Below are 15,152 nucleotides of genomic sequence, written 5' to 3'. Positions count from 1 at the left end.
ATCCAATGGACCGTAGTCTTTATAAAAAACGTTTCCCTGTACCCAAAGCAAAATTATGATAACGAGAGACAGACTCAGTACTCTTTCAAATACGGGCTTAGGAATTAAGATAAGGATTAGGGTTAGAAGTGCGATTAAGGATACGGATACTATTAGTAAGTATAAATAAATCTCATTGAATAGGTAATCAAATTCTTTAGTATTATTAAAAAATATATCAAGAGGTGTGAAAAAACATAAAAACAGAATAAAACAACTGGAGACAAGTAATGCCCGAAGTATTTTATATCGATCAATGTGGAAACTTGGGATTGAAGTAAACAAGATTCCAATCCTCGCTTATTTCAATATAAAAGTGATAGACATATCGACACAAATTCCCGCTGCTACAAGCAACACTCCCAGCTCATATTTTACAAAGGCTTGAGTTTCCTCATCAAATAAATCGATCTTTCTGAATCCTTTACAAGCACAGAATCAAGGACCGAAAAATAGTTTTTGAATTCATATTCAAAACATTCCTGATTGTAGTCTTTAAAAATATCCTGCCTAGTTGAAAGAAGTTTTTGAACCCTTGTGTCGGACTTTGGTATAAACTCAATAATTAAAGCTTTGCAAATGCTACTGAAAAATTTTGCCAGATTAGACAACGGTACGTTATTAGCTATGGCGAGATGGTGTATCACCGCCAATGCCAGGACAGTGTCAGCGGGTCCCCTTTTTAAAAGTGATGAACGTTCTTTATTTTCCCAACCTATATCAGGACTCGGATTTGTTAAATCACATAAAAGAGGGAGAAGATTTTTTTCACCTTCCCTGGTTGCTTTAAGATAATTCTCCTCAACCACTTGAGGATCAGCATCAAAGGAGATCGTCTGCAATCCCTTCCTCGCAGCTATCCGTGAAAATTCTCCAACATTTGAACCAAAATCCCATAAACTCTTCGCCTCTCTTAATTCATCTAAATACATCGAGACAATTTCTCTCTTGTGTGCAAAGCCCCGCTCCGTGTAATTCGTCTTATCATAATAGTCCGACCACACTGTTTTTTCAGGATCCCAGGTCAGACTTTGAACCGCTGATTTTAGGCTATCTATTATGCTAATAATGCCAATCCTGCTAATCGTTCTTTTTTTATCATTAAACCCTTTATCGGAAAACATCTTCTGAGCCTTTGAGTGAAGATGTATATGAGAAATTAGAGAAAACTTCGTCTTTGTTCTGAAAGGAAGGAGACTACTTACAAGATCGAGTGGGAAACCATCGATAAACACTTTCATCAATTGGCTGAGGCGAACGTCCTTGTAGCAAATAAGCGCGAGGGGGCCGAGAAAATGCTGACAGAACTGTCTATAGGCAATCCAGGGTTCACCCTCCTTATATTTTTCGAAAGAAAGCGTATCAATTAGCACAGGTTCACAATCAATAAATTGAATGTTGTATGCGCTTGCATCCTTAAGGGACATACCGTAATCAAATGCGGTTCTTTGAATGTCTAAAGTCAAAAGTGCCGCGCCTTTGTATTGACTGAAACACCATTCGTAAGGATAAGAAATAAAAGGTATCAAACGTGGTTTTATAATCTTATAGGCATCATCCGAGAGAGCATAACCAATGGACACCTCTTCATGCTCAATTAAAGAACGTTTTTTAACAAGCTCATTATACAGCCCGGAGCCCATAAATGCCTCATAATTGTCGGCGTAATCTTTATTGACTTGCCTATATATCTGATAATCACGAAGAAAGACAAAACCGCTTCTATCTCGAAAAGAACCAGGTGAAGGCATCTGATTTAAAAAATTATCATTTCGTGGATTCATTATCCTGCTTATTGCTCAAAAAACTGACAAAGAATGCCTTCAGCTTTGACCAATAAATCTTAATCAAAGTTAAGATTCCTAAAACACTTGCGATTACTATTTGCAAAATATAACTTCCACTTCCAGGATCAATATAAGAAAATGCTTTCACCGTCGATAGGAAATATAAAATCGACAAGAATACGGAAATATCTAAAATTAAATTAACATCATTTCGCATAATCCATTCCCCCGACATCTAATATTCGAAGTTTTTTAGCGAGCTATCTGATTCTTAAGGTTCGCGCCTAATAGTAATAATAATATAATCTATCCATATTTTACATAGGTAATGGGTCCTTAAAAAAAATAAACCGGTATCTTTCAGACCTTGCGCTTCATAAGAAAAATATAGGGATAGAATTGAGACTCAATAATTTCAATTAATAACTTAAGAAAATAACCAAATCGCAGTAACAAAGATTCAACACTTTACACGACAGATGAGCAACGACATTCACATCATCTGAAATAAGTAGACTGTAATTTTCGTAAACCTTCGTTCCCTTATCAGCTTTAGGTTTCTTTTCGTGTTGCTTAAGAAGAATTCAGTCAAATAGTGGGCCGGGCTTGGCACCTCTCGTACCACAAACCAAAACCGGCCAGTGTCTTTCATACATTTCACAAACTCCTTATCGATAGCTGCATAGTCCTTTAGGTGCTTGTTAATGCCACATTCTGACAGAGCCCCCCTATAATACCAATTAAAAGTAGCACGATTCTGGTCTTTCCCGGCATCAGCAAATATTATTACATCATCAATTGTCGAATTATCCTCTACATATTTTGCCGCTTCACGCCATTGCTCCCTAACCGGTGCAACATAAAATTCATGCAATCCGGGCGCAATAACGATTAAAATGAGGCCTACCGAAATCAATTCAGGAATAACCTTTCGAAATTTCGCAATGGCTAAAGCTAAGAACAAATACAGTGCGGGTGATGCAGCTATAGTATATCGATAATGATACATTGGACGTAAAATCTTCGATAATATAAACGGCAATAATATCGGCACCAACAACCACAAACCAATTAACAGTAACTCGTCGCGTTTGGTTGAAAGATCGCTTATATCTCTTGAGAGCCTTCCAACCGACTCGACCCATCGATCCTTTCCCTTCCATAAAGCAAATAACAAAATCCCGAAAAAGAAAAACAAAAATCCTATCGTAAGGGTCTGCCAGCTAGGATAATCGAGTCCGGCACCAACATAATTTTGCAAGGTGATCAAAGGAGTCCAATACGGCGGATCTGGCAACCATCTGGGGCCAATGTTGCCAGTGTTTACCTTAAATAGGTAATTTATAATGCGAGGCAGTAAGGCTAAGAGTATTAAAACTTGGCTCAAAAACCATAGTGCCACCAATTGCCCGTAATTCCTGGATTTTAAAATAAAATAAATAGCTTGTGCCACAATGATAAATACACCGAAGGTATGTGTGTAGAACATCAAAATGCTTGAAATCACATAACATACGAAATAAGTAACCGATCTTACTCTTAAAGCGAGTATAAAGAATAAAAACGAAAAAAGAGTCATTAGTACGAAAAGACTGTAATACCTGAAATCTTGGGAATAATATATCTGGAACTGCGATATCGCCATGAGAAAAGCGGCGATCAAACCCACTTTCCTGTCGAACAACTCCTTACCTAGCAAATAAATTAGAGGAATAGATGCCACACCCAATATCGCTGATAGTGACCTCGTTGCAACCTCTTCAGTCCCAAAGAGCTTAATCCAGAAATGAGCCAGAATTATATATATAGGAGGGCGACCACCTTCGACAATTGTACAGATATTATCTTGGGCCACGCGCAGCATTATTATTTCGTCATACCAGTAACTCTCGCCTCCCAAATCATAGAATCTTAAAAAAGCACCCAGCATTATGATCAGGTTTAGCAATAACCAGTGAATCAGATTTACATCAATATTTAATTTCCCCATAGTATTTAATTGGCTAATTCCCCAAAAGGCCTGAGGAACCTATAGAGGATTCCTGATATTGGTTAATTAACATATAATCTCCACTCGGATATGGAAAAGATGATATGCTTTTTATAGAACCCTTTGATGCGAAGCGAATTAACACAAAATATCTATGTGCCATCTAAGGAAAGTTAGTCAGCGCTGATACGACTAATAATATGTATGATCCTCATGGCAGCGAACGAACGCGATATTTTATTATAGGACTAATTCTATTAACAGAACATAAAAGCATCCATGCTTACATCTTCTCAATCTAAAATAATTTCTAGGAAAATCAAACATCCTTTAGAAGAAATCTTAAACCTTCTAGTAGTCCACCAATTACCCCTATCATCACAACTGTTATGATAAATATTAGAAACGAGAAAGCCAGGGATTCATCATTATCTACACCATAGGGCTTTAATAGCAGGAGCAGCGACCCTTCTCTTACTCCCAGCCCAGATATTGATATTGGTATCATTGTGATCAAAACTACCGCACACCTTATCCAGCCCATTGCAAAGAATGAAATCTCAATATTCAACGCTAATGCCAACAGATAGTAAACGACTACTCCGAGAACCTGTGAAGTTAAAGATAGCGTTAATATAAAGGCAATAGAATTTGAAGATAATCTCCTAAAACAATTTATTATGGTCACAAGCCTCGATATAGCCGACGAAAGTAAAGTTAGGTCCAATAATTCCGACAGTTTTTTCAATAAAATTGAACTTCTGTCAAAAAACACAACGAAATTTACCAGGATCAATCCCGTCAAAACAAAACTCATGCCCAGAGCAATATAGCCCGAATTAGAAGGAAAATGAATGAACCAGAAGCTTATACCCACGATACACAGGGCGATTGTTGCAATTATCCGATCGAAAGCGAGCGCGGCTAAGGCTTCCGTCATTTTCCTATTCGGTGATGACAATTTATAAAAGCGAATGACTCCTGCGGCTATATTACCCCCTGGCAAAAATAGTCTATAGAATAATGCCGCCGTATTAATCTCGAACGCTTGTAAAGTAGTTACTGGGATACCCTGATTTTCTGCTAAAAACTTCAAACGGTATGAAACAAGCAGGCTTATCAGAATTGTTACTAGCAGAGACGAAAAAAGGTAGTTTGAATTCGCGCTGGCAAGGGTGCCTATGACATGAGAAATAGGAACTTTTCTAAAAAGATAATAGAGGATGCCAAAAGCAATAAATGCCCTAAGTCCAGTCCACAATATCCTTTTTCTTATCATTCCACTTAAAGCCATATAGATAAATTATAGTCCTTCTACGACGGAAGAATGAGCAAGATCTAGACTGGTGAAGTTAAATATAAAACACACAATTACCTATCATATAATCCGGCTTTTCGTATCCCAGCAACCGTAACACAGTTGGCGCGACATCTATAATCTTCACCGCTTTTTTCGAGGCTTTATAACAGTCATCCAAAAGAATCATGAACCCTTTTTCAGACTCATTATGTGGCAGGTAACCATGGTAGCCACGATATTGCGGGCTAGAGAGACGGCTTCGTTGTTGCCTGTCTGTAACTCCTAAAAATATATTTGCCAAGGGATGGTAAAAATCATTTGGGAAATAGATATAACCGGGCTCTGCAATGAGATAGTATTCGCCAAAACTCTCCTCCTCGAATCTGACATTATATTTATGGAGGTCCCGATATGATAAAAGCGTAGAATTCTGTATAGACGAGAGCTTCTCAAGAATAGTCTCACGAGCACGATCCGAATGAAACCAGAACCTCGCCTTAGGAGCCTCGATATAATAGGTATACTCATGCTTAGGTATCCCCATTTTTCTCAATAATTTGAGTATATTAATGCTACGTTTAACGGGTTCCTGACCATGATCGGATAAGACCATAAGAGTGATACCATTCTTCCTGCACTGATTATGAAGCTCTTTGACAAAGCGATCAATCTCCCCATAGGAAGTCTGAATGTAATTCGGATTATCCAAATTCCAATGTTGCAAGGTGTCTAAGGAATGTATCTGCACTAATTGGAGCTTGTGCTTCAAAGGAGAAAGACTTGTCAATACCGAAAATAATTCATCGAACCTCTCATTATATATAAAGCTGCAGTCTTTCTCACCAACTACATTAAGATATGTGTCTATTCCATTTAGCCTCAGAAACCCCCTTACACTCCTCTTCATGAACCTTGTTTTACTTATTTCAAATCGCCTACGCCGCCAACTGGGAACACCAGCCAAATCAAATGAACCGGTGAAAAGGTGGACGAGGCATTGAAATGTGGACGTTAATACTTCAGGTACCCCGTCTGTTAATGTCGGCCCGAAGCCAGGCCCCGACGCATCCTTTAAGCGGACCTGCCACATTTTATGCGTATGTGGATATACGCCAGTCATAATGGTTGGATCCAAGTCAACCTCAGGAATCGTCTCTATTGTCACCGACGGATATCCATTGAACGAATCCGCCAAGAAAGGGGTATGCTTTTTATTGATTCTCCTAGAATCAAGAGCACTTATGTGACATATCATAAATCGATCGAATAATTTATTACTCATAAAATCTCCACAGTTCTTCCGCTCTCTTCCTTTTCGAAAACTGCATCTCCATCGTATCCAATTTCCTTATTTATTTTTCCTTATTGCTTTCAGTATAACGGGTGCTCCAATCAGCTTCACAAGACCAAATCTCATAAACAATTTCTCGATCTTAGCAGAAAGCCAGGGTAGGTTAAGCCACCGGTGAAAGGCATACGGTAGAAAAAATTGTCTTTCTATGACAACCAGTTCAAAATCATGTTTATGAAACTCATCAATCACGTCTCTTATAATAAAAGCCTTGTAAGTTTGAGTATCTGGAATAAGAAAGCGTTTTAACTTTCTTAAGAGCGAACCCAAACCAGCAAAGCTTAAGCATGGGGGGAAATCTATTATTGCAGCACCCCTGGAAATTCTACAAAGCTCTGCGATCGCTTCTCTCCAATCTTTTAAATGCATCAATAAACGTGAAGAAACAACGCAATCAAACGCTTTTTCATTGAAGCAAAGGCGATTAGCATCGCAAATAATGGTTTTTAATTCAACATCACGTTTTTTCGCCTTGATTCTTAGAATTTTGATCATTTCTTCTGAAGAGTCAACTGCAACGACATGACGGGATTGTATAGTAAGAGGAATTGAAAGTTTTCCTGTGCCGGCTCCTACATCGAGAACATTTATGTAAGACAAATCTATTAAAGACAAGAATGTATTAAGCTCCAAATCGTGTAAGTATTGACCAAATGCTCCACCGTATCTGTCTTCGTCATAATCTTGAGCGTAATCCTCTTGCTGATATATATCGGGCTTATCCATTCAAAGTTAATGAAGATAATACTGTTGTTACTTCTCCTACCTGTTCTTTGATTTTACCGCTACTCCAATTTAACTCTTGCGCCATTATTTCGGCACGTGTCATTATATCTTTACAATTAATTTGGCCGTCAATACCCAACTCAGTGCGGCGAAATAGGACATCGCTTAGATTATGAGCCATCTCTTCACGAATTGCATGCAAAATTTTTGCCTTCTTTAATAATTCACTGGTATTTTCAAAGCCCAACTGTCTCGGTTTATCAATGCCCTCAAGAACATCAGCATAAATGGAGCCATAGCTTGAGATAAGTCTCTGCACGTCGATCGGACTTGATCCAAAGATCTTCCTACGAATCTCACCCAAAATACAATCATTGAAACACTCCATGTCTCCCCCGTATACCGCGGTCGCTGAGGAATGAGAATTTGGTAATTTCCTATTTAACTTAGCAAAAACAAGATCGACAACTTACTCCGCAACGTGTCTTGCTTCGGTAAATTTTACGCCACTTACCGATAGAAATCTTTCTAAACCCTTGTCCCTTCCATGGTAGTATATACAGAATTTCGAGGCAAGATGTAACGAACCTCTTTTGGCGGCAATAGTTGGAAGGCATCCCTAATACACAAAGCGTACATCCTCTAATCCCAACGATGCCTGCGGATAGGCTTCACTGATCTTCCTTAGAAAGTTTGTAATCTCATGTTCAGGAATGGATAAATTATCCGGATTATCTTCAAATGGCAGATGCTCAGTCCCGATCAAGGAATAATTCTTCCAAGGAGTAATACATAGATAGCGTGATCTTCTACCCAACAATTCTGAAGTCTTATAGTTCTTGATCTGGGTACGAATACCTATTGCGATATCGTTGAGAAATTTGTGCTTCACGACTAAGTCGAAGGCCTTTGAAAACCCGTAACGCTTCTCCGGAGATTGTTCAATAAGTCCCAGAATACTTTGAAGCCAGGGTCCGCATGTACTGACAACAAAACTTGCTCGAAAATCAAATTCGTCTCCGGTAAGGATGTCCTTTATCCTTGCACCCCGAATACGATTTTTATTTTTTATAAAACCTATTACCTCGAGATTATTCGCCACATCGGCGCCTTGTTTGGCAGCCGATTGGGCAAGCGAAATAATAAACCGCTCCGAATCGGAAAGCTGGCAATCGTAAGAAATGATACCACCACTAAGACGTTTTCTCTCTATATCAGGAAAAGTTTGGAGACATTCTTCTCTCGACACAGTACCACCCCGAGGTATTTTCGGTTCATCGTCATCATGCGGAACTCCGCAAACTAGATGATCATGCACCTTAAATCCTAGCGAAAGTATCTCTTTTCCGTGTATAAAATGTCCATAGGCTGGGATAAAAACTGGAAGAGGATGAACAAGATGTGCTGCAATTTTCATTAAAACCATCTGTTCCCTGAATGATTGACGTAACTTCAGAATATCTAATGATTGTAGATAGCGAAACCCGCCAACTTCCCTATTATTCGTAAAACCTTAATTAATTGATCGGTTCTCCTCTATGATCTAAAAAAACTTGCGCCCAAAGCTCTGTCATAATCGCAGTCCACAGCCGCATCGATTGTTCTTTGGTGTATGGTTTATTTGAAAAACGCTTTCTCATCCGCTCAATATCATAGATACTGAAAAAACCACGAGATCGCACTGATTCGGGTGAAAGAACTTGACAGGATAATTCCTCTAGTACATCGCTTAGGAGGAGATCGCTTTTCATGGCCTGGGGGAATTTTGGTCGATTTAGTACCTCTTTGGGTAATAAATCCTTCAAAGCCTCTCGCAATATATGCTTTTCTCGCCAATAACGAATCTTATAACGATCTGAAATCGTAAAGGCATGTTCTATTAAATTAAGATCCGTAAATGGGTGTCGAATTCTCAATCCATGTGCTACACACAACCTATCCGCCTTAGGAAAGGCTTTAGACAGATCATTTTTTACCACCTCTATTAAAACGTGGTTCAATAATTCGTGCTTAGCTTTCGGTAGTTGCTCAACTGACAAGGGTGTAGATAATCCATTTATTGAAGGTGGAGACGAATCCGAACCTCGATAATAAGCAATTTTTAAGGCCCGACCAATCATGCTAGAAGGAATCGAGCTATATTGAGTATAGTTGTAAAATTCTTCCAAAGGAGTTCTCAGCCAAGGGAACCACTGAATCAACTTGATGATTTTGTACCTAGGCATTCCTCCGAAAAGACTGTCAGCTCCAAAACCATTGCAAACAACATCAACATGTTTGGCGGCATACATAGATGCCTTAAAGGTCAATAGATTCTCACTACTACCAATTGGATCTTCAAGGTGCCATACAATATGAGGCAAGAGTCTTGGTATATCTTCGGGATCTGCCATCAGAGAATGGTGGGACGACTGTACTGCCCCTGCAAGAATTTCGGACGTTAAGACTTCTGGATCTTTTGATCCATACCCGCAGGTAAAGGTGTGCAGAGGAATTTCAGGCCGTACATAACGTATAGCTGAAGCAATTGATGAAGAATCTATGCCTCCGCTTAGTAGAACACCAACACTAGACAAATCAAAAACTCTTCTCTTAACAGCATTTAAAAAATTATCGCGTAGTATTCGAGCATGTTCATTAATAGATAAGTTCTTTACGTTAACACCGAGATCCCAGTAACGGCTCTTTCTATAGTTTCCTTCGATAAATTCAAGATAATGTCCAGAAGGAACAGAACAGATATTTTTGATTAGCGCCCGATTATGTGGAATGTATTTTGAATTTTGTAAGTATTGCAAGACATTGAGATCTACCAAAGCAGGAATATCTGGTAGCGCTAGCAAGCCCTTATATTCTGATGAAAAAGCGAAGCGTCCTTTTCCATGCCAGAAATATAGAGGTTTAGAACCAACTGCGTCTCTTGCTAATAATAATAGTGAGCGATCAGAATCCCAGAGTGCAATTGCAAAATCACCATTAATGTACCTGAATATAGTCGGTCCGAATTCTAAATAGCCATGTAGTACTACTTCTTCATCTCTTTCGGTTTCAAACTTACGACCACGAGACACTAATCTTTCCCTTAGTTCATCAACATTATATATCTCCGCATCCGCAACCAATGTAATTCTTTCATTGACTAGCGGAGTCTCATCATCTCCGCCGATATACTCTCCTAACATGACATCATGTTTAGGTGCGCATTCAGACCTAATCCTACCTCGATGTAGTAGTCGATCCCCCATTGAACTCAACAGAACTTTATCTACTTCACCAACTAATCCGTAGATAGCTGACATATCATAACCTCACATTCCACTGTTGGGCTAAAACCAAGTTTTAAAAACTATCGGCTAAATTTTGATCGAAATAAATTCTTTCCTCCTATCAAGCTCCCGATCAGCCCCACCAAAACAACACTTACGGCAAAGACCAATAGCGAAAATGCTAATCCTTCTTCATCAATGGTGCCAAATGATCTTAACAACAGAATGAGGGAACCCTCTCTTATTCCAAGCCCAGCAATGGAGATAGGAATCATAGAAATCAAGATAAGTACGCATCGTATCCATCCCATTGCTAAAAAAGAAACTTCGATCCCAAAATCATGTTTATGAAATTGATCAACCACGTCTTTTATATAGAAAGTCTTGTAAGTTTGAATAGTTGGAATAAAAAAGCACTTTATATTTCTTAGGACTGAACTCAAACCAGCAAAACTTAAGCATGGCGGAAAATCTATTATTGTAGCGACTGCGGAAATCCTACAAAGCTCTGAGATTGCTTTTCTCCAATCGTCTAAATGCATCGATAAACGTGAAGAAACAGCGCAATCAAATGCTTTATCATCAAAACAAAGGCGGTGGGCATCGCAAATGATGGTTTCTAATTGGACATCACCTTTTTTTGCCTTCATGCTTAGAATTTTGATCATTTCCTCTGATGAGTCAACTGCAACAACATGCCGAGATTGTACAGCAAGAGGAATTGAAATTTTTCCTGTGCCGGCTCCTACATCGAGAACATTTATGTAAGACAAATCCATTAAAGACAAGAATGTGTTAAGATCCAAATCGTGTAAATATTGGCCAAATTCTCCACCATATCTATCGTCGTCATATCCTTTAGCATATTCCTTCTGTTGATATATTTGGGGTTTATCCATTCAAGTTTAATGAAGACAATACAGTTGTTACTTCACCTACCTCTTCTTTGATTTTACCGCTACTCCAATTTAACTCTTGAGCCATTATTTTGGCACATGTCGTTATATCTTCACAATTAATTTGGTCGCCAATATCCAAATCAGTACGACGAAAAACAAAATCGCCTAGCTTTTGAGCCATCTCTTCGTGAATCGCATGTAAAATCTCGGACTTCCGAATTAAATCACTGGAATGTAGTGATTCCGATTCCTCACCATTCTCAAGATATTTGAGTACTTCGGTATATGCTGAACCATAATTTGAGATAAGTCTTTCAATATCAATAGTATCTAATTTATAGAGATTACGACTAGTCTCTTGTTTTAAGAATTCGTTAAACCACTGGAGCTTGCCGCCATAGACAGGGGTTACCGATGTACGAGATCTTAGCGGTTTCTTATTTAACTTACTGAAAACAAGGTCTACCACTTTCTCCGCAACGTGTCTTGCTTCCGTAAATTTTACTCCACTTACCGATAGAAACCTTTCTAAACCCTGGTCCCTTCCATGGTCGTATATCCGGTATTTCGAGGCAAGATGTAACGAACCTCTGTTTGTTGGAATAGTGGGAAGGCATCCCTTATATACAAAGCGCACATCCTCTAATCCCAATGATGCCTGCGGACAGGCTTCATTGATCTCCCTGAGAAAGTTTGTCATCTCATCTTCAGTAATGGATAAGTTATCCGGATTATCTTCAAATGGTAGATGCTCAGTACCAATCAAGGAATAATTATTCCACGGTGTGATGAATAAATAACGTGATCTTTTGCCCAATAATTGTGAAGTCTTATGGTTTTGGGCTTGGCAATAAATCCCTAGTCCGAAATCATTGTGAAATTTGCGCTTTACAACTAAATTGAAGGCCTTTGAAAGCCACCGACAATTATTTTGAAAATCCTTCCTTTCGAGAAGTCCCAAAATTCTTTGGAGCCAGGGTCCGGCCGTATTTACAATAAACCTTGCCCGAACTGTAAATTCATCCCCCGTAATTAGGTCCTTTACCTTTACACCCTCTATCCGACTTTTAGTTTTTAAAAAGCCCTGAACCTCAACGTAATTTGCAAAATCGGCCCCATATTCCACAGCAGATTTTACAATTGAAATAATCAGTCGCTCCGAGTTAGGAATCTGGCAATCGTAAAAAATGATACCACCGGTAAGGCCCTTCGTTTCAATATCAGGGAAAGCTTCGAGACATTCTTCTCTCGTCACGGTTCGACCCCTAGGTATTCTTGGTTGATATTCTTCGTGAGAAGCTCTGCAAACTAATTTATCGTAAATCTTTAACGCAAATGAAAGTGCTTCTTTCCCCTGCATCAGGTGTCTGTAGGCTGGGACAAGCACTGGAAGAGGATGAAGCAGATGGGGTGCGATTCTCATGAAAACCATCTGCTCATAGAATGATTGACGTGCCTTCAAAACAGCTAAGGATTGTAGATAACGAAACCCGCCATGGATTATTCTAAGTGTGTTAAACGAGGTTGCGTGGCCAAAATCTCCTTTCTCCACCAGAGCAACTGAAAGGCCTCTTAAAGAAGCGTCCCATGCGACACAGGAACCATAAATACCACCTCCGATCACAAGCAGATCGTATTCATTTGAAGCCAATTTGATTAAATTCCTTTTCATATCTACTTATTAGCCCGTGCCATGAGATGCGCTCCGATTGAATTTACCATTGACTTTGGAAGGAGTTTGAACACAAGCACAAATAAATAATTATACACTCTTCCCATAATGCCTTTATGTACTCGCGTCTTAACAGGAAATCGTGCGGTGAGAGTCTCTACAAAAGAAAAATTTACCAGCATCTTCTTAATCTCCCCAATCGAATAAGTCTTAAAAACCGGTGCATTCTCACATTCTAACTTAAAACCGAATAAGTCCGCAAGATAGAAAAGCCATGAATTTCGATGATGCATCATTAAGATTGCCTCGCCACCGGGCTTGAACACTCGGTGAACTTCATTAATCATTTGTTTCGCATCATTGGTATAGCTTAGCACTCCATGGGAATACACTACATCTAAACTGCAATTGCTGAATTGCAGATTCTCTCCATTCATTGGTGACAGTCCACCGTCGATACCATGAATTTTGAAATTCCTTCTCGCTAACTCAATAGTTTTTTCACTTATATCAATTCCAGTAACAAATGCGCCACCACTGGCAAAACGCCCTAAATCAAACCCAAGTCCGCACCCCACCTCCAATAACGTCATATCATAATAAGCGCTATAATTAACAACCCTCGGTAAATAATCAAGCTTTTCAAAATGACATAGCTCCAGTTCAGCAAAGAACTCTCTAGTGCCCAATTCGCTTCTTGCCACATTAACATCGTGTATATTCTTATTTTAGTACTCCTTGGATTGCTTCAATCACCGACTTAGAGTTTGGTTCAAATATGACTCTCTCTGAAGAATTCTTAAGTGAAAAACCATTATTCATAGTATTAAACTCTGCACCAATTCATATGAATGTTTATTCATCTAGGTCAAAATATTATCCCAATTAAAACAACATGTGCTATAACAATCATTAAAAATGCTTTATGAACGCCGCTCATAAACCATATCGAGTATTTCTTCAGTTTTATCTATATATTCCCGAAAGCTACAGCGACTCTTAAAATAAAGTCTAGCCCGCGCACCTAATTTTGTCGCAAGCGAAGAATCATCTAAAACCGAAAGTATCGCCTGCGCCATCGAATCCGGATCAGGGTCAACAAGAATGGCAATGTCATCGTTCAATATCTGGTTGTGTGCGGTAATGTTTGTGGCAACGATTGGCTTCCCGGACTGCAGATAGCTATAAATTTTTAAAGGCGTGTTGTTACCATTAAGCCTTGGAGACACTAATGTTTGAGCAATATTCATGAAAAGGGGCATTTCTGCAGGTGGACGTATACCCGTGAAGTAAAAATGTGAAGAAATTCCAAGCCCTACGACAATTTCACGCAATTTATCAATCTGATGTTTTTTCCCTCCGACTAATGCGAATATTACGTCTTTTCTATGCTGAAGAACCCGCTCGGCGCAAGAGATAAGTAGTTCCAACCCCTGATAGGGCTCAAATGTTCCGGTATACAGAACAATCTTTTTACCGTTAAACTGGGAATATGTGTTTTCGAATTCACTAATTTTTTCAGCAGTAATCGACTCTTGATCCAGAGCCTCTATTATATTTTCGATAACCATTATTGGAACACTTTTATTAATTGTTCTCACATAATCGCGCAAGGCTGGTGAAATCGCGATAACACCATCGCTCGCATTAACTACCAATCTTTCGATCCATTCAAGGGCAGGTATAAGTAAGAGAAATTGACGAGATACAAAATTTCTCATTACTTGAGGAATTGAAGAATGAAAATCATAAAGGTGACGAATCCCGAAAACTTTGGCGAGAACCGTCCCAAAGATGGAAGCCTCCTCGTGAGTATGCACCAAATCATATCTTTCCTTAACCAGCATTATAAATGCATTTACGACCAGCAATATATCAAGCAGAACTTTTCTATAAGACGGGCCTATAGGCACTTCTCTGATAAATCTCAATTGCGGAGTCCGCAAAATCCTTATCCCCTCTATTACGACGTCATCCCCGACATGATAAGTTAAGAGATCAACACTATGTCCCAGCCGTGATAAGGCTTTCAATCTCCCTAAGATTGAAAAAGGGGTCCCCCGAGGTTCGAAGAAAGGCTCCGGTGCGATCATCAAGATTTTCATGACTCATTATCAATTGC

The 15,152-nt window shown here is 39.1% G+C and carries 12 protein-coding genes; all 12 read right to left on the bottom strand.

Going from position 1 to position 15,152, the window contains the following annotated elements; genetic code table 11:
• Positions 1-413: 413 nt before the first annotated feature.
• A complete protein-coding gene (locus tag VGA95_01775) occupies positions 414-1,823 on the bottom strand; it encodes an SAM-dependent methyltransferase (GenBank protein HEX9665265.1) in 1,410 nt (469 codons plus the stop codon).
• 496 nt (positions 1,824-2,319) lie between these two features.
• Positions 2,320-3,816 carry a glycosyltransferase family 39 protein gene (locus tag VGA95_01770; GenBank protein ID HEX9665264.1) on the bottom strand — a complete coding sequence of 499 codons (1,497 nt, stop codon included), beginning with the start codon at positions 3,814-3,816 and terminating at the stop codon, positions 2,320-2,322.
• A 319-nt stretch (positions 3,817-4,135) separates the two neighbouring features.
• Positions 4,136-5,095, bottom strand: coding sequence for a lysylphosphatidylglycerol synthase transmembrane domain-containing protein (locus tag VGA95_01765; GenBank protein ID HEX9665263.1), 960 nt, complete (start codon positions 5,093-5,095; stop codon positions 4,136-4,138).
• Positions 5,096-5,168: 73 nt separating this feature from the next.
• The gene (locus VGA95_01760) at positions 5,169-6,398 is read right to left on the bottom strand and encodes an alkaline phosphatase family protein (protein HEX9665262.1); all 1,230 of its coding nucleotides are present in this window, start codon (positions 6,396-6,398) and stop codon (positions 5,169-5,171) included.
• A 66-nt stretch (positions 6,399-6,464) separates the two neighbouring features.
• Positions 6,465-7,193 (bottom strand): class I SAM-dependent methyltransferase, encoded by a 729-nt coding sequence (locus VGA95_01755; protein ID HEX9665261.1) that lies wholly within the window; start codon positions 7,191-7,193, stop codon positions 6,465-6,467.
• Positions 7,186-7,581 carry a glycerol-3-phosphate dehydrogenase C-terminal domain-containing protein gene (locus VGA95_01750; protein HEX9665260.1) on the bottom strand — a complete coding sequence of 132 codons (396 nt, stop codon included), beginning with the start codon at positions 7,579-7,581 and terminating at the stop codon, positions 7,186-7,188. The genes VGA95_01755 and VGA95_01750 overlap by 8 nt, the downstream gene beginning before the upstream one ends.
• Positions 7,582-7,812: 231 nt before the next feature.
• A complete protein-coding gene (locus VGA95_01745; GenBank protein HEX9665259.1) occupies positions 7,813-8,610 on the bottom strand; it encodes an FAD-dependent oxidoreductase in 798 nt (265 codons plus the stop codon).
• A gap of 100 nt (positions 8,611-8,710) precedes the next feature.
• Positions 8,711-10,492 carry an asparagine synthase (glutamine-hydrolyzing) gene (gene asnB / locus VGA95_01740; protein ID HEX9665258.1) on the bottom strand — a complete coding sequence of 594 codons (1,782 nt, stop codon included), beginning with the start codon at positions 10,490-10,492 and terminating at the stop codon, positions 8,711-8,713.
• A 47-nt stretch (positions 10,493-10,539) separates the two neighbouring features.
• Positions 10,540-11,358, bottom strand: coding sequence for a methyltransferase domain-containing protein (locus VGA95_01735; GenBank protein ID HEX9665257.1), 819 nt, complete (start codon positions 11,356-11,358; stop codon positions 10,540-10,542).
• Positions 11,351-13,030, bottom strand: coding sequence for a glycerol-3-phosphate dehydrogenase/oxidase (locus VGA95_01730; GenBank protein HEX9665256.1), 1,680 nt, complete (start codon positions 13,028-13,030; stop codon positions 11,351-11,353). The genes VGA95_01735 and VGA95_01730 overlap by 8 nt, the downstream gene beginning before the upstream one ends.
• A gap of 2 nt (positions 13,031-13,032) precedes the next feature.
• Positions 13,033-13,734, bottom strand: coding sequence for a class I SAM-dependent methyltransferase (locus VGA95_01725; GenBank protein ID HEX9665255.1), 702 nt, complete (start codon positions 13,732-13,734; stop codon positions 13,033-13,035).
• A 219-nt stretch (positions 13,735-13,953) separates the two neighbouring features.
• Complete coding sequence (locus tag VGA95_01720; GenBank protein ID HEX9665254.1) at positions 13,954-15,135, bottom strand: glycosyltransferase family 4 protein; 1,182 nt, start codon at positions 15,133-15,135, stop codon at positions 13,954-13,956.
• Between the last annotated feature and the right edge of the window lie 17 nt (positions 15,136-15,152).

The sequence above is a fragment of the Thermodesulfobacteriota bacterium genome, assembly GCA_036397855.1.
Classification (GTDB): domain Bacteria; phylum Desulfobacterota_D; class UBA1144; order Nemesobacterales; family CSP1-2; genus DASWID01.
This window is presented reverse-complemented; position numbering and strand designations above follow the sequence as displayed.